We start from the raw sequence: 15,478 nt of genomic DNA on the forward strand, positions 1-15,478 counted from the left end.
TTGGCGACGCTCAAAGCGCGCGCACGGCCTCGAGCACCGCTTCGGCGTGGCCCTTGACGCGAACCTGGCGCCAGATGCGGGCGATGCGCCCGTCCTTGCCGATCAGGAAGGTGGCGCGCTCGACGCCCATATATTTGCGCCCATACATCGTCTTCTCGACCCACAATTGATAGGCCTCGATCACCTTGCGCTCCTCGTCCGCGACGAGGTCGACGGTGAGGTCGTGCTTCGCCTTGAATTTGTCGTGTTTCTTCACGCTATCAGGCGATAGCCCGATCACCACGGCGCCAGCCTTCTCGAACTCCGGCTTCAACTGCGAGAAGCCGATCGCTTCGGTGGTGCAACCTGTGGTGTCGTCCTGCGGATAGAAGTACAGTACAACGGGCTTGCCCCGGAACGCGGCGAGGCTGAGAGAGCCGCCGCCGTCACGCGGAAGATCGAATTGCGGCGCTGCGTCGCCCACGTCGAGATCAGCCATATCGATGCCCTTGTTTGCGGTTACGCGCGGGAAATCATCGATATAACGTGAGGCGGGGATTCGTCCACGACGAGTTCGTCACAACGGAATATTGCTTGGATCAGGAAGAACCGCAGCACGAGAAGATCAGGTTCAGGCGTGACGAGATCACCGACCTGGCGATGCTCCCGTCCGCGTGCAGCGTGCCGCCGCTCGGCCGGGCGGCAGTGCGGCGGCGCTTCCGCATTCTCGGCCGCGTGTTTGCCGGGTTTTGCGCGCTCCTGCTTTTGGCGGCGGCGGGCGTCTATGTCCTCGGCGCTTCCGGTATAGGCACGGAGCGCCTCCGGGCGGAGGCGGAGACGGCCATCGAAAAGCTCGCCGGCGTCGATGTCAACGTCACCGTCGGCGCGGCGCGACTGACGCTCGACGGGTCGAGCTTTATCGCCCTGCAGGTGAACGATGTCAGCCTGAAGACGGCCGACGGCAAACCGATGGCCGATATCGGGCGCGTGCGTTTCGGCATGCGCTTGCTGCCGCTGCTTTCCGGCGACGTCCGGCTAACCAGCGCCAGATTTTCCGATGCTCATATCGTAGTGGCCGCCATGCCCTCCGGCGGCGGCGACTGGACGGCAGCGCTGCGCAACGAGGAAGGGCTTGTCGACCCGGAGAAAGTGTCGGCGGCGGTGTTTTCAAGCGTCAACGACGCGCTGGATGCCGTGCGCGAGGACTCGATGCGCCAGATCGATCTGCGCAATGTCGAGTTCGAGCTGCCGGACACCGGGCTGGTCAAGCGCGTGACCGTCGCCTCGGCAACCGTCGCGCAGACCGGCACGGGAAGCATGCAGGCCTCCTACGATGCCGATGTCGATGGCCGACATGCGACTTTGATCGCCTCGGCGACGCGCGATGCGACGGCTAGGCGCATTTCGTCGCTGGACGCCAACCTCGAGATAGAAGGCGCCCCCGGCGAAGACAGTTCGACCGGAACCGCCCCGACGGCCGACGGCGCCAAGCTGGGTTCGATCGCGTTGAAGCTTTCCGGCTCGGAAGCGTCAGGCGACAGCCCGTCGCGCCTGGCGGCTTCGCTCTCGCTCAAGGGTTCGGTGCTCGACCTGGACGAACGCGGGTTGCTGCCGACCGATGTCGATGCCGATGCCACGCTGGTGGCCGGCTCGAACAAGATCTCTGTCGACCGGCTGCGGATCAGGAGCGGCCGCTCCAGCTTCGACCTTGCCGGATCGATCGGGCCGAAGCCGGCGGTGGCGGGGGAGGAGCCAGCCTACCGCTATGACCTCACCAGCGACGGCTCGACGCTGGCGCCTTCGGAATCGCCAGAACCGGCGCTTCAATTCGTGGCCCGCATCGCCGGCGTCTACCAGCCGAACAGCCGCAAGCTCGTCGCCGAGCAGATCGGCGTGCGCTCCGGCGGGCCGGGCGAGGTGCTGGGCGCCGCCACGGTCGCCTTCATCGACAACGGCCCGCCAGGGGTATCGCTGTCGCTCAACGTGCACGACATGCCGGTTTCGCATGTCAAGCAATTGTGGCCATGGTTCTCGGCCCGCAATGCGCGGCTCTGGGTGCTGGGGAATCTGTTCGGGGGCACAGTGACCGACGCCAATCTGCAGTTCCAGGTGGCGCCGGGGCGCCTGGGCAACGGCGTGCCGCTCACCGGCGACGAAGTGTTCGGCCGTTTCCAGATCGAGGGGTCGCGCTTCGATACCGCCGGGCGCATCCCGCCGGTCCGCGACGCCGTCGGCGTGGTTGCGTTCCACGGCAACGATGTCGACATCGCGCTCTCCTCGGGCAGCGTCTATATGCCGAGCGGCCGCACCGTGGCGGCAAGCGGCGGCACGTTGACGATCAAGAACGCGAACCGACCGATTGTCGTCGGCGGGCTCGACATCGACGTCGCGGGTGAGGCGCCGGCGATCGCCGAGCTTGCGTCCTACGAGCCGATCAATGCCATGCGCCATGTCGGACTGGCGCCGGAAGACCTTTCGGGGACCGTTACCGGCCACGTCAAGGCGGACATTCCACTGACAAAGGGCATGGACACCTCGACGCTCGATTGGCTGGTCTCGCTCGACTATCAGAACCTGTCTTTAGCCAAGCCGTTCGAAGACCAGACGGTGACTGGCGCCGGTGGCTCGATAACCGTAGGGCCGAAGCAGGCGGTGATTTCGGCCGAGGCCAAGCTCAACGGCATTCCGGCCGAGCTCGACCTGGTCGAACCGCTCGAGGATGATGGGCCGGCGCGCAGCCGCAAGATCGCGCTGGTTCTCGACGACAAGACGCGCAACGCCAGCATGCCGGGCCTGTCGGACCTGCTTTCGGGAACCATCAAGGTGGCGATCGACAAGAGCGGCGAGGGTGCCCAGCAAGTCTCGGCGGACCTGACCAATGCCAGGCTCGATATTCCCTGGGCCGGCTGGAGCAAGGGCGTCGGCATTCCCGCCAAGGTCGCTTTCAACATGGCGAAGTCCGGCAGCACCACCACGCTTTCGGACTTCGACCTCGGCGGAAAGAGCTTTTCAATCGACGGCGATGTGACATTGGTCAACGGCTCGCTATCGTCGGCACGCTTCACCAAGGTGGCGCTCAACCGCGGCGACGACGTCGCGGTCTCGGTCAAGCGGTCCGGCAAGAGCTATGCCGTCGATGTCAGCGGCGCCTCGCTCGACGCACGCTCGCTGATCAAGCAGTTCACCTCGGATGTCGACACCGCCACCAAGGGCGCCGGCAATGGCGCGATCTCGGTCAGTGCCGATGTGGCATCGCTGACCGGTTTCCATGACGAGGTGCTCTCCAACCTCAAGCTCGAATACAGCGCCGCCGGATCGCGGGTGAATGGGCTAAACGTCACCGCCGCGGCAAGCTCCGGCGCCGCAATCACCATCAACAACACCACCGGTGAAGGCGGTCGCTCGCTCAGCGTCAAGTCGGCCGATGCCGGCGCGATCCTGCGTTTCCTCAACGTCTACGAGCATATGGAAGGCGGTGCGATCACGCTGTCGCTCTCGGGCGCCGCCGACGGACCGATGAAGGGACAGGTGGATGCCCGCAATTTCTATGTCGTCAACGAGCCAAAGCTCGCCTCGATCGTGTCGACGACGCCGGCCGGCGACACGCGCAGCCTGAACGAGGCCGTCAAAGGCAATATCGACACGTCCAGGGTGCAGTTCGAGCGCGGCTTCGCCGAGATCGACAAGGGTTCCGGCTATCTGAAACTGGCGAACGGCCTGCTGCGCGGTCCGCGCATCGGCACGACCTTCCAGGGAACGCTCTACGATCCGAACAACAACATGGACATGACCGGCACCTTCATGCCGGTCTATGGTCTCAACCGCATCTTCGGCGAATTGCCGCTGTTCGGACCGCTGCTCGGCAACGGACGCGACCGCGGCCTGATCGGGGTCACCTACCGGCTGCGCGGCAACGCCAACAAGCCGACGCTCAACATCAACCCGCTATCGGTCGTGGCGCCCGGGATATTCCGCTCGATCTTCGAGTACAGGCAGCAACCATCCCAAAATGCGCAGTAAGCCGCGGCCGATCAGCTCGGCCGCACCAGGACGTGCTTCTTCTTGCCGAGCGAAAGCTTCACGACGCCTTCCGGACCGAGATCCTGAAGCGTGACGACGCGCCGGTCGTCGGTCAGCGGCTGGTCGTTGATGCGCACGGCGCCACCCTGGATGTGCCGGCGCGCCTCGCCGTTCGAGCCGGCGAGCCCGGCGGTGACGAACAGTGCCAGGATGCCGAGGCCGGCCTCGAGGTCCGATCTGGCCACCTCGACGCTGGGCAGCGTGTCGGCGAGCGCGCCTTCCTCGAAGGTCTTGCGCGCTGTCTCGCTGGCGGTCTCGGCCGCGTCGCGGCCGTGCAGCATGGCGGTGATCTCGGTGGCGAGGATCTTCTTCGCCTCGTTGATCTCCGAGCCGCCGAGCTTCGCCAGCCGCGCCACCTCGTCGAGCGGCAGCGTCGTGTAAAGCTTCAGGAAGCGCCCGACATCGGCGTCCTCGGTGTTGCGCCAGTACTGCCAGAACTCGTAAGGCGACAGCATGTCACCGTCGAGCCAGACCGCGCCCGAGGCCGACTTACCCATCTTGGCGCCGGACGAGGTGGTGAGCAGCGGCGTGGTCATGGCGAAGAGCTGCACGCCTTCCATGCGGTGGCCGAGGTCGATGCCGTTGACGATGTTGCCCCACTGGTCCGAGCCGCCCATCTGCAGCCGGCAGCCGACACGCTTGTAGAGCTCGACGAAGTCGTAGGCCTGCAGGATCATGTAGTTGAATTCGAGGAAGGACAGCGACTGCTCGCGGTCGAGCCTGAGCTTCACGGAATCGAAGGCCAGCATGCGGTTGACCGAGAAATGCCGGCCGACATCGCGCAGGAAGTTGACGTAGTTGATCTGCATCAGCCAGTCGGCGTTGTTGACCATGACCGCATCGCCCGGGCCGCTGCCGAATTTCAGGTAGGGCGCGAAATTACGGCGGATGCCGACGAGATTGTCGTCGATGTCCTGCGGGGTGAGCAGCTTGCGCGCCTCGTCCTTGAAGGACGGGTCGCCGATCATCGAGGTGCCGCCGCCCATCAGCGCGATCGGCCGGTGGCCGGTCTGCTGCAGCCAGTGCAGCATCATGATCTGGATCAGCGATCCGGCATGCAGGCTCTTGGCCGTGGCGTCGAAGCCGATATAGGCGCTTACCGTTTCCTTGGCGAAAAGCTGGTCGAGACCGGATTCATCCGAAATCTGGTGGATGAAGCCACGCTCGCTCATGATGCGCAGGAAATCGGATTTGAAGGCGGACATTTTTTCTTCCTGGAGGTCGCCGGGCACTTGGCCGTGCTTGATATGAAGGCGCGCGTTTAGCATCCGCGGGCGATCAGCAAAAGTGGTTTCCGGTTTTGCGTCCGATCGCCCGCCAAACAAAAGACCGGCGATCAGCAAAAGTGGTTTCCGGTTTTGCGTCCGATCGCCCGCCAAACAAAAGACCGGCGATCAGCAAAAGTGGTTTCCGGTTTTGCGTCCGATCGGGAGGCGCCCACGTGTCCTTGCTTCGCCCTTTTTGCTGGCGTAATGAGGCGCCGCGCAACGCGCCGCCGGGGCCATCCCGCAATTTTAGATCGGAAAAGCTCCCGCGATGAACAGGAACTACCTCTTCCTCTTTCTGTTCAGCATCGTCATGACCCTCAGCGGGCTGGCCAGCCTGCCGCCGGTGGACCGCGATGAATCCCGTTTCGTCCAGGCGACCAAGCAGATGGTCGAAACAGGCGATTATGTCGACATCCGCCTGCAGGACGTCACGCGCTACAAGAAGCCGATCGGCATCTACTGGCTGCAGTCGGCGGCCGTTGCGCTCAGCGGCGAGGGGGCCGCGGCGCCGATCTGGGTCTATCGCCTGGTCTCGATGCTGGGCATCGCGCTGGCCGTCGTCGGCATCGGCTGGACAGGCACAAAACTTTTCGGCGCCAACGCCGGGCTGGCCGCCGGCCTGATGATGGCGGCGATCTTCGCCACCGCCTTCGAGGGGCGCAACGCCAAGACCGACGCCATGCTGCTGGCCTGCTGCGTGATAGCGCAAGGCGCGCTGGCGCAGGTCTACTGGGCTTCGAAGCGCAACGAACCTGTTCCCGGGCATCTGCCCTGGATCTTCTGGATCGCGCAGGGGCTGGGCATCCTCATCAAGGGACCGGTTTCGCCGCTCTTGTCGCTGCTGACGGCCGCGGCGCTCTTTGCCTTCGACCGCGACTGGCGTTGGCTCGCCAAGATGAAGCTGGTGCGCGGCGTCCTGATCGTGCTCGCGATCGTGCTGCCGTGGCTTATTCTCATCACCTGGAAGAGCGGCGGCGCCTTCTTCCAGGAGGCGGTCGGCAAGGACATGCTGAACAAGGTGGCGCAGGGCGAGGAATCGCACGGTCTGCCGCCAGGCTTCTACATGCTGACCTATTCGCTGTTCATGTGGCCCTTCGGGTTGATCGCGGTCGGCGCCGGGCTGCAGGCGATCAACCGGTTTTGGGACGATCCGCGCCTGCGCTTCTGTCTCGCCTGGTACATCCCGTTCTGGCTGGTGTTCGAGGCGATCCCGACCAAGCTGCCGCATTATGTCATGCCGGCCTATCCGGGCATGGCGCTTCTGATTGGCTGGCTGCTGACCTTGCCGGCGGACCAGGCCAACGCGCCGCTGAAGCGCTGGCAGACATGGCTTTGGTGGGCGACGGCTTTCGGCCTTGCCGTGGTGGCGATCGGCCTCGCCGTGGTCTGCGTCGGCGCGCCGCTTTATCTCACCAAGGCCTTTTCCTGGTCGAGCGTACCGGCGGCGATCGCCGCCCTGGTCACCGGCTATCTTGCCTTCCCGCGGCAATTGCAGGTGCCGCTTCCACGCATCGCCGCGATCGCCGTCGGCGCGGGCATCACCTTCAGCCTGCTGTTCGGCGTTATCGCGCCGTCGCTGAAACCGATCTGGCTCAGCCCCGCCGTCAGGGCCGCCGTCGACGCCAACCGGCTTTGCGACACAACCGTGCTAGCCTCGGCGAAGTTCCAGGAGCCGAGCCTGGTCTTCCTGGTCGGCACCAAGACCGTGCTCACGGACGTCGAGGGCGTGGGGAAGCATCTGCTGGCCGATCCCTCCTGCGCGCTCGGGCTGGCGCCGATCAAGGACGAGCAGAAGCTTACAGACGTGCTGACCGCCCAGGGCAAGTCGGCGAAGCGCCTGACCGAGATCGACGGGATCAACTATTCGTCAGGAGACAAGCTGTCGCTCGGGCTTTACCGGGTGGCGCCGTGATGAATAGCGTCGGGCGTCGAATGTCCCTATAAGCACGCGCCAAAGCCATGTCCGTCGCGCCCCTTGCCCTTTACCGCCGCTCGCTCGGCAATTTCGGCGACACGATGTCGATCGTGCAGCGGCGCGTTGCCGTACGCCCGGCGCGCTATCCGCGAATTTTGTGGGGTGTCTGGCTGCTGGCCTGGGCGCTGCTCATCGTGGCGGTTTTCCTTCGCCTCGATGCCGGCGCCGGCGAGATGCGCGGCGAATGGTCCCCCGGCTTCGTGCGCTTCACCGATTTCTTCACGCAATTCGGCTTGGGTGGCTGGTATCTCATTCCGGCAGCGCTCTGCCTCGTCGCCGCCAATCTGACGGACTGGCGTGGCCTGTCCAGGGATGGGCGGATGCTTGTCTACAACTGGACGTGTTTCGCCTTCCTGGTGCTTTGCGCCGTCGGCCTGTCCGGTCTCGCGGTCAACGTCCTGAAATACGGTATCGGCCGGGCCCGGCCGCTCTATTTCGACAGTTTCGGCGTGCTGTCGCTGCATCCCTTCGCCATGGACGCGCGTTTTGCCGGCTTTCCGTCCGGCCATGCCACGACGATGGGCGCGGTGTTCGGCATCCTGCTGCTGCTGTTCCCGCGGCGCTGGTACCTTGCGCTGGCGGTCACGGCCTGTATCGCCTCGACGCGCGTCTTCGTCGGGGCGCATTATCCAAGCGACACGGTTGCGGGCTTCGGCCTCGGGCTGGCGTTTGCGGTGGTCTCGGGGTTGGTCTTCGCCCGGCTCGGTTTCATCTTCGGCCGCTCGGGGTCGAAATTGCCGATGCCCAAGCGGACATTTCGGCTGTGGTGGTCCGATCCGCCCAATGTCAGGATATCGATGGCCGGGCAGTCCCGCGCCGCCGAAGAGAAGACAGAGGACAGACAGTAGGTCTCTTTCGAAGGGTCTGCGGACCCTTTCGCAGGTCAGCGCAGCCGCTTCGGCCTCGGATCGGCGAGCTCGCCGGCGAGGCGCCGGTCGAGATAGTCGGCACATTCCTGGATAAGCAGTTCGGAATCGTTGGCGAAGAAGTGGTTGGCGCCGGGAATCGTCTTCTGCGTAATGGTGATGCCCTTCTGCGTATGCAGCTTGTCGACCAGCCCCTGCACGTCCTTCGGCGGCGCCACCTTGTCGGCATCGCCATGGATGATCAGGCCGGACGACGGGCAGGGCGCCAGGAACGAGAAATCATAGGTGTTGGGCTGCGGCGCGACCGAGATGAAGCCTTCGATCTCCGGCCGGCGCATCAAAAGCTGCATGCCGATCCACGAGCCGAAGGAATAGCCGGCCACCCAGCAGCTCTTGGAATCCGGATGCAGCGACTGCACCCAGTCGAGCGCCGCGGCCGCATCCGACAATTCGCCGGTGCCGTGGTCGAATTCGCCCTGGCTGCGGCCGATGCCGCGGAAATTGAAGCGCAGCGTGGTGAAATCGCGCTTCTGGAACATGTAGAAGAGGTCGTAGACGATCTTGTTGTTCATCGTGCCGCCGAATTGCGGGTGCGGGTGAAGCACGATGGCGATCGGCGCGCTCTTTTCCTTCGAGGGCTGATAGCGTCCCTCCAGGCGACCAGCCGGACCGGCGAAAATGACCTCAGGCATAAAATACTCCACGTGGCATATGAATGCGCTAGCCCGGAACTCTTCTGGCCCCACTCTCATGAGGCCCCACACCTTCTGTGGCCTTGACGCCGGGCGAGCGTCTTCCTAGAAGCTAGTTTAGAATTGTTCAAAACTGGGAGGCCGAAACCCGATGGTCCGGCCGCCCGCGCCGCAAGCCGGGTAAATAGGACGGCTTGCCTTGCAATTTCAAGGAAATAACGCGCTATCCTCGCGGGATAGTTGGCGGAAGGACGAACTGAGCGAAAATGGCCGCAACCCGCGCCTATCTCGACTACAACGCCAGCGCGCCGCTCATTGCGGAAGCGCGGGCGGCGATGGTCGCCGCGCTTGATGCCGCCAACCCGTCATCGGTCCATACGGAAGGGCGCGCCTCGCGCCGGCTGGTCGAGGACGCGCGCCGCGACGTGGCTCGGCTGGTCAACGCCAGGGCAGAGCATGTCGTCTTCACCTCCGGCGCCACCGAGGCCGCCTCGACGCTGCTTGGGCCGGACTGGCAGATGGGGCGCGGCTCGATCCGCATGAGCCATCTTTATGTCTCGGCGGCGGATCATCCCTGCATCCTGAATGGCGGGCGGTTTACGCCGGCGCAGGTGACGAAGATCGGCGTCGACCGGAACGGCATTGCCGATCTCGACGCGCTTTCTGCCGCGCTTGCCGCGCATGACAAGACCGCCGGCCTGCCGCTGGTGGCGATCCACGCCGCCAACAACGAGACGGGCGTCGTCCAGCCGGTCGGACGCATCGGCGAAATCGTCAAGGCCGCCGGCGGGGTGCTGGTGGTCGACGCCGTTCAGGCCGCCGGTCGGATTCCGCTCGATATGTCAGTTCCTTATGCCGATTATCTGATCCTGTCCTCGCACAAGATCGGTGGCCCGAAGGGCGTCGGCGCGATCGTCGCCGCATCCGACCTGATGATGCCGCGGCCTTTGGTCAATGGCGGCGGCCAAGAGAAAGGCCATCGCGCCGGCACGGAAAACGTCGCCGGGATCGCCGGTTTCGGCGCCGCCGCGCGGGCTGCCCTGGCAGGCCTGGACGATGTCGATGCCGTTTCGCGGCGCCGCGACGGGATCGAAGCCATCGTGACCGAACTGGCGCCGGACGCGGAAATCTTCGGAAATGGCGCTGAAAGGCTTGCCAACACGACATTCTTCGCTATTCCCGGCGTCAAGGCCGAGACGGCGCAGATCGCCTTCGATCTTGCCGGCGTCGCGCTGTCGGCGGGATCGGCCTGCTCGTCGGGAAAAGTCGGGCCAAGCCATGTGCTGAAGGCGATGGGCCATGGCGACAGCCTGGGCGCCTTGCGGGTCTCGATCGGCCGCGCGACCGGCGCCGCGGATATCGAGGCCTTCCGGGCCGCGCTGGCCGGCATCGTCGCCCGCCGCGCGGGCAAGGAAGAAGCCGCCTGACGGCGGCGGAGCATCGGAGCGAGAGACGCCGTACGGCTCTCGGATTTCCGCTGCTCGGAAACGAATTCAGGCCTTATGGCCTGGTAGAGCCGTGCGTTTTGTCCTGGCCGGGTGAATTTCCGGCGGACACGCACTATATGGAACTTACTCCGCCGCGAGCCCCCTGGGGCGCGATTTCGGCGGTGCCATAGTTTGAAAACTGTCGGGCCTTGACCCCGGCGTGGATGGAGAACGCTTATGCCTGCTGTGCAGGAGACGATCGATCGAGTCCGAAAGATCGACGTCGACCAGTATAAATATGGATTCCAGACAGAGATCGAGATGGACAAGGCCCCCAAGGGCCTGAGCGAAGACATCATTCGCTTCATCTCAGCCAAGAAGGATGAGCCGGACTGGATGCTGGAATGGCGTCTGGGCGCCTATCGCCGCTGGCTGACCTTGGAAGAGCCGACCTGGGCGCGCGTCCACTATCCGAAGATCGACTTCCAGGACATTTACTACTACGCCGCGCCGAAGAGCACGCCAGGCCCGAAGTCGCTGAGCGAAGTCGACCCTGAACTGCTCAAGGTCTATGAGAAGCTCGGCATCCCGCTCAAGGAGCAGGAAATCCTGGCCGGCGTCCAGAAGACCGGGGCGGTCGGCGCGGAAGAAGAAGAGGTTGGCGACAACGTCTACAAGTCGGGCCGCGTCGCGGTCGACGCCGTGTTCGATTCCGTTTCGGTGGTCACCACCTTCAAGGAAGAGCTCGCCAAGGCGGGCGTCATCTTCTGCTCGATCTCGGAAGCCATTCGCGAGCATCCCGATCTGGTGAAGAAATATCTCGGCTCGGTCGTGCCGACTACGGACAATTTCTACGCCACGCTGAACTCAGCCGTGTTCACCGACGGTTCGTTCGTCTTCGTGCCGAAGGGCGTTCGCTGCCCGATGGAATTGTCGACCTATTTCCGCATCAACGAGAAGAACACCGGCCAGTTCGAGCGCACGCTGATCATCGCCGAGGAGGGGGCCTATGTCTCCTATCTCGAAGGCTGCACGGCGCCGCAGCGCGACGAGAACCAGCTGCACGCCGCGGTGGTCGAGCTGGTCGCGCTCGACGACGCCGAGATCAAATACTCGACGGTGCAGAACTGGTATCCGGGCGACGCCGAGGGCAAGGGCGGTATCTACAATTTCGTCACCAAGCGCGGCGACTGCCGCGGCGACCGCTCGAAGATTTCGTGGACGCAGGTCGAGACCGGTTCGGCCATCACCTGGAAATATCCGAGCTGCATCCTGCGCGGCGACGATTCGTCGGGCGAGTTCTATTCGATCGCGGTCTCGAACGGCTACCAGCAGGTCGATAGCGGCACCAAGATGATCCATCTCGGCAAGAACACGTCGAGCCGCATCATCTCCAAGGGCATCGCCGCCGGCTTCTCGCAGAACACCTATCGCGGCCAGGTCTCGGCGCATCGCAAAGCGGCCAACGCGCGCAACTTCACCAATTGCGACTCGCTTTTGATCGGCGACCAGTGCGGCGCGCACACCGTGCCTTACATGGAGGCCAAGAATTCAACGGCGCAGTTCGAGCACGAAGCGACGACGTCGAAGATCTCCGAGGACCAGAAATTCTACGTCATGCAGCGCGGCATTCCGGAAGAGGAGGCGATCGCGCTGATCGTCAACGGCTTCGTCAAGGACGTCATCCAGCAGTTGCCGATGGAGTTCGCGGTCGAAGCGCAGAAGCTGATCGGCATCAGCCTCGAGGGTTCGGTCGGCTGACCGCAATACGATATTCAGGAAGAGATTATGCTTGAGATCAAGAATTTGCATGCCCGCATCGTCGATGACGGCACCGAGATCATCCGTGGCCTGAACCTGACGGTGAAAGCCGGCGAGGTTGCCGCCATCATGGGCCCGAACGGTTCGGGCAAGTCGACGCTGTCCTATATCCTCGCCGGCCGCGAGGACTATGAGGTAACCGAGGGCGACATCCTCTACAACGGCCAGTCGATCCTCGAGATGGATCCGGCCGAGCGCGCCACGGCGGGCATCTTCCTCGCTTTCCAGTATCCGATGGAGATACCCGGCGTGGCGACCATGGAATTCCTGAAAGTGGCGATGAACGAGCAGCGCAAGGCGCGCGGCGAGGAACCGCTGAAGGTGCCGGAGTTCCTGAAGCGCGTGAAGGAAGCTGCGGCCTCGCTCAGCATGGACATGAACATGCTGAAGCGGCCGCTCAATGTCGGCTTTTCCGGCGGCGAGAAGAAGCGCGCCGAGATCCTGCAGATGAAGCTGCTCGAGCCAAAACTCTGCGTGCTCGACGAGACCGATTCCGGCCTCGACATCGACGCGCTGAAGATCGTCTCGGACGGCGTCAACGCGTTGCGTTCGCCGGAACGCGCCATCGTCGTCATCACCCACTACCAGCGTCTGCTCGAGCACATCGTGCCGGACTCGGTGCACGTGCTCTACAAGGGCCAGGTCATCAAGTCGGGCGACAAGTCGCTGGCGCTCGATCTCGAGGCCAACGGCTATGCCGGCGTGATCGGCGAAGCCGCGTGAGATGGCGGTCGAGGCAAGAGCCATGAACATGCACGCACAGCCCCAGCGGACATTGGCCGAGACGGCGCTGATCGACGCCTTCGGCGAGCGGTTGTCGCTGCTGCCCGGCGACGGCGCGGTGATGGTCAAGCGCGACGACGCGATCGAGGCGATCAAGCACGGCCTGCCGACGCGACGCGTAGAATCCTGGCATTATACGGACCTGCGCCGGCTGCTGACTTCGGTGCCGGCTTTCGAGGCTGCTAGCGCCGTCGTCAAGGCGCTTGCGCCTATCCTTGAAGGCTCGGCGGTGCTTCCGGTGCTCAACGGCGTCTCCAACGCCAAGCTGCCGGAGATCGAAGGCGTCACCATGCAGCGCCTGTCGGAGAAGCTCACTGACGGCAGCGTCGCGCCCGGGCTCGATCCCTACGGCAGCGACGACGCGATCGGCGCGCTCAACACCGCCTTCGTCGCCGACGGCTATTTTGTCGATATCGCCGACGGCGTGGCGCTGGAAAAGCCGGTCGAATTGCAGAACCTTCAGTCCGGCGGCCAGTCGCATGTGCGGCTCTTGGCGCGCATCGGCGCCGGCGCAAAGGCGATTGTCGTCGAGCGCCAGGCTGGCGAGGGCGACGATGCGCTCGTCTCTTCGGTCAGCCAGCTCGTGGTTGGCGACGGCGCGGAAGTGACCTGGCTGATCGTGCAGGAGCAGCCGGACACGGCCACGCATCTCGCGCAGTTCAAGGCGCATATCGGCAAGGATGCCAGGCTGACGCTGTTCGTGATGAATGCCGGCGGCAAGCTCGTGCGCCAGGAGGTCGTCGTCAGGACGACCGGCGAAGGCGCCGATTTCAAATTGCGCGGCATCAATCTTCTGGCCGGCGACACGCATACCGACACCACCATGGTGCTCGACCACGCGGTGCCGCACACGACCTCGACCGAGGTGATGCGCAATGTCGTGACCGGCAAGGCGCGCGGCGTCTTTCAGGGCCGCATCAACGTGCATCAATATGCGCAGAAGACCAACGCCAAGATGGCCTGCAACACGCTGCTTCTGTCGGATGACGGCGAGTTCTCGACCAAGCCGGAGCTGGAGATCTTCGCCGACGACGTCGTCTGCGGCCATGGCGCCACGGTGACCGAGATCGACCACAACCATCTGTTCTACCTGATGGCGCGCGGCATCGACGAGAAATCGGCGCGGGGCCTTCTGGTGAAGGCGTTCGTGGCCGAAGTGATCGAGGAACTGGACGACGAGGCGCTGGTCGAGGCGCTGGAAGAGCGGCTCGACGGCTGGTTTTCGACGCACGGGTAGCGCCCAACCTTCTCCCCTTGTGGGAGAAGGTGGATCGGCGCGCAGCGCCGAGACGGATGAGGGGTGCTGGACGGAGTGAGGCGGTGCCTCAAGAGAGCTTGTGATGGACCAAAAGATCGAAACCACCCCCTATGACGTCGAGGCGATCCGCCGCGACTTCCCGATCCTGTCGCGCCAGGTCTACGGCAAGCCGCTGGTCTATCTCGACAATGGCGCCTCGGCGCAGAAGCCGCAGGTGGTGCTCGACACGATCCAGCATGCCTATTCCCAGGAATACGCCAACGTCCATCGCGGGCTGCATTTCCTGTCCAACGCCGCGACCGACGCCTATGAGAATGCGCGCAAATCCGTGCAGCGGTTCCTCAATGCGCCGAGCACCGACAACATCGTCTTCACCTCCAACACCACCTCGGCGATCAATACAGTTGCTTACGGTTACGGCATGCCGCGGATCGGCGAAGGCGACGAGATCGTGCTCTCGATCATGGAGCACCATTCCAACATCGTGCCGTGGCATTTCATCCGCGAGCGGCAGGGCGCCAAGCTTGTCTGGGTGCCGGTCGATGATCTCGGCGCGTTCCACATCGAGGAATTCGAAAAGCGATTGACCTCGCGCACGAAACTGGTTGCCATCACGCAGATGTCCAATGCCTTGGGCACGGTGACGCCGATCAAGGAGATCGTGCGCATCGCGCATGCGCGCGGAATTCCTGTCTTGGTCGACGGCAGCCAGAGCGCCGTGCACATGCCGATCGAAGTGCAGGACCTCGACTGCGATTTCTTCGTCTTCACCGGACACAAGGTCTACGGCCCGTCCGGCATCGGCGTGCTCTACGGCAAGAAGGACAGGCTGGAAGAGATGCGGCCCTTCATGGGCGGCGGCGAGATGATCGAGGAGGTGACGGAAGACATCGTCACCTACAACGAACCGCCGCACCGTTTCGAGGCAGGCACGCCGCCGATCGTGCAGGCGATCGGCCTGGGCGCTGCGCTCGACTACATGGAGAAGGTCGGTCGCGAGCGGATCGCAGCACACGAGGCGGACCTCAAGGCCTATGCGCATGAGCGGCTGCGGGCGATCAATTCGCTGCGCATCTTCGGCGACGCGCCGGGCAAGGGCGCCATCATCTCGTTCGAATTGCAAGGTATCCATGCGCATGACGTGTCGATGGTGATCGACCGGCAAGGTGTTGCGGTGCGGGCGGGCACGCATTGCGCCCAGCCGCTGTTGAAACGCTTCGGCGTCACCTCCACATGCAGGGCATCGTTCGGCATGTATAATACGAGGGCCGAAGTCGACGCTTTGGCCGAGGCGCTGGAAAAGGCGCGAAAGTTCTTCGGGTGATGATG

General features: G+C 64.0%; 11 protein-coding genes. 8 read left to right on the forward strand and 3 right to left on the reverse strand.

Going from position 1 to position 15,478, the window contains the following annotated elements:
* Positions 1–10: 10 nt before the first annotated feature.
* Complete coding sequence (locus tag AC0YKC_RS17745; RefSeq protein ID WP_434722925.1) at positions 11–478, reverse strand: peroxiredoxin; 468 nt, start codon at positions 476–478, stop codon at positions 11–13.
* 95 nt (positions 479–573) lie between these two features.
* Between AC0YKC_RS17745 and AC0YKC_RS17750 the strand changes: the two genes are divergently transcribed.
* Positions 574–3,999 (forward strand): hypothetical protein, encoded by a 3,426-nt coding sequence (locus tag AC0YKC_RS17750; protein WP_488511976.1) that lies wholly within the window; start codon positions 574–576, stop codon positions 3,997–3,999.
* Between the two features lie 11 nt (positions 4,000–4,010).
* Here the strand turns inward: AC0YKC_RS17750 and tyrS are convergent, their stop codons facing one another.
* Complete coding sequence (tyrS, locus tag AC0YKC_RS17755) at positions 4,011–5,264, reverse strand: tyrosine--tRNA ligase (protein WP_434722923.1); 1,254 nt, start codon at positions 5,262–5,264, stop codon at positions 4,011–4,013.
* A gap of 331 nt (positions 5,265–5,595) precedes the next feature.
* On the opposite strand from tyrS, the gene AC0YKC_RS17760 reads away from it, so the two are divergent.
* On the forward strand, positions 5,596–7,239 hold the full coding sequence (locus AC0YKC_RS17760; protein ID WP_488511978.1) for an ArnT family glycosyltransferase: 1,644 nt from the start codon (positions 5,596–5,598) through the stop codon (positions 7,237–7,239).
* 47 nt (positions 7,240–7,286) lie between these two features.
* Positions 7,287–8,150, forward strand: a complete 864-nt coding sequence (locus AC0YKC_RS17765; protein WP_488511979.1) for a phosphatase PAP2 family protein — start codon at positions 7,287–7,289, stop codon at positions 8,148–8,150.
* Between the two features lie 35 nt (positions 8,151–8,185).
* Here AC0YKC_RS17765 and AC0YKC_RS17770 read toward each other — a convergent pair whose 3' ends face one another.
* On the reverse strand, positions 8,186–8,860 hold the full coding sequence (locus AC0YKC_RS17770; protein WP_140815574.1) for an alpha/beta hydrolase: 675 nt from the start codon (positions 8,858–8,860) through the stop codon (positions 8,186–8,188).
* A gap of 266 nt (positions 8,861–9,126) precedes the next feature.
* Here AC0YKC_RS17770 and AC0YKC_RS17775 point away from each other — a divergent pair, with 266 nt between their 5' ends.
* The 5 genes from AC0YKC_RS17775 to AC0YKC_RS17795 all read left to right on the forward strand — a co-directional run bounded on the left by AC0YKC_RS17775 (position 9,127) and on the right by AC0YKC_RS17795 (position 15,473).
* A complete protein-coding gene (locus AC0YKC_RS17775) occupies positions 9,127–10,287 on the forward strand; it encodes a cysteine desulfurase family protein (RefSeq protein WP_488511980.1) in 1,161 nt (386 codons plus the stop codon).
* Positions 10,288–10,524: 237 nt separating this feature from the next.
* Positions 10,525–12,048: a Fe-S cluster assembly protein SufB gene (gene sufB, locus AC0YKC_RS17780; protein WP_488511981.1), complete on the forward strand. Its 1,524-nt coding sequence runs from the start codon at positions 10,525–10,527 to the stop codon at positions 12,046–12,048.
* Positions 12,049–12,075: 27 nt separating this feature from the next.
* Positions 12,076–12,831 (forward strand): Fe-S cluster assembly ATPase SufC, encoded by a 756-nt coding sequence (gene sufC, locus AC0YKC_RS17785; protein ID WP_042644485.1) that lies wholly within the window; start codon positions 12,076–12,078, stop codon positions 12,829–12,831.
* 22 nt (positions 12,832–12,853) lie between these two features.
* Positions 12,854–14,128, forward strand: a complete 1,275-nt coding sequence (sufD, locus tag AC0YKC_RS17790) for a Fe-S cluster assembly protein SufD (protein WP_488511982.1) — start codon at positions 12,854–12,856, stop codon at positions 14,126–14,128.
* 103 nt (positions 14,129–14,231) lie between these two features.
* A complete protein-coding gene (locus tag AC0YKC_RS17795) occupies positions 14,232–15,473 on the forward strand; it encodes a cysteine desulfurase (RefSeq protein ID WP_488511983.1) in 1,242 nt (413 codons plus the stop codon).
* The last annotated feature ends 5 nt before the right edge of the window (positions 15,474–15,478 follow it).

It is taken from the genome of Mesorhizobium sp. CNPSo 4661, from assembly GCF_057784215.1.

Excerpts from the sequence above, each read along its gene's own strand:
- AC0YKC_RS17770 (WP_140815574.1), bottom strand. The coding sequence starts at position 8,860 with ATGCCTGAGGTCATTTTCGCCGGTCCGGCTGGTCGCCTGGAGGGACGC.
- tyrS (WP_434722923.1), bottom strand. The coding sequence starts at position 5,264 with ATGTCCGCCTTCAAATCCGATTTCCTGCGCATCATGAGCGAGCGTGGC.
- AC0YKC_RS17775 (WP_488511980.1), top strand. The coding sequence starts at position 9,127 with ATGGCCGCAACCCGCGCCTATCTCGACTACAACGCCAGCGCGCCGCTC.
- sufD (WP_488511982.1), top strand. The coding sequence starts at position 12,854 with ATGAACATGCACGCACAGCCCCAGCGGACATTGGCCGAGACGGCGCTG.
- AC0YKC_RS17795 (WP_488511983.1), top strand. The coding sequence starts at position 14,232 with ATGGACCAAAAGATCGAAACCACCCCCTATGACGTCGAGGCGATCCGC.
- sufC (WP_042644485.1), top strand. The coding sequence starts at position 12,076 with ATGCTTGAGATCAAGAATTTGCATGCCCGCATCGTCGATGACGGCACC.
- sufB (WP_488511981.1), top strand. The coding sequence starts at position 10,525 with ATGCCTGCTGTGCAGGAGACGATCGATCGAGTCCGAAAGATCGACGTC.
- AC0YKC_RS17765 (WP_488511979.1), top strand. The coding sequence starts at position 7,287 with ATGTCCGTCGCGCCCCTTGCCCTTTACCGCCGCTCGCTCGGCAATTTC.
- AC0YKC_RS17760 (WP_488511978.1), top strand. The coding sequence starts at position 5,596 with ATGAACAGGAACTACCTCTTCCTCTTTCTGTTCAGCATCGTCATGACC.
- AC0YKC_RS17745 (WP_434722925.1), bottom strand. The coding sequence starts at position 478 with ATGGCTGATCTCGACGTGGGCGACGCAGCGCCGCAATTCGATCTTCCG.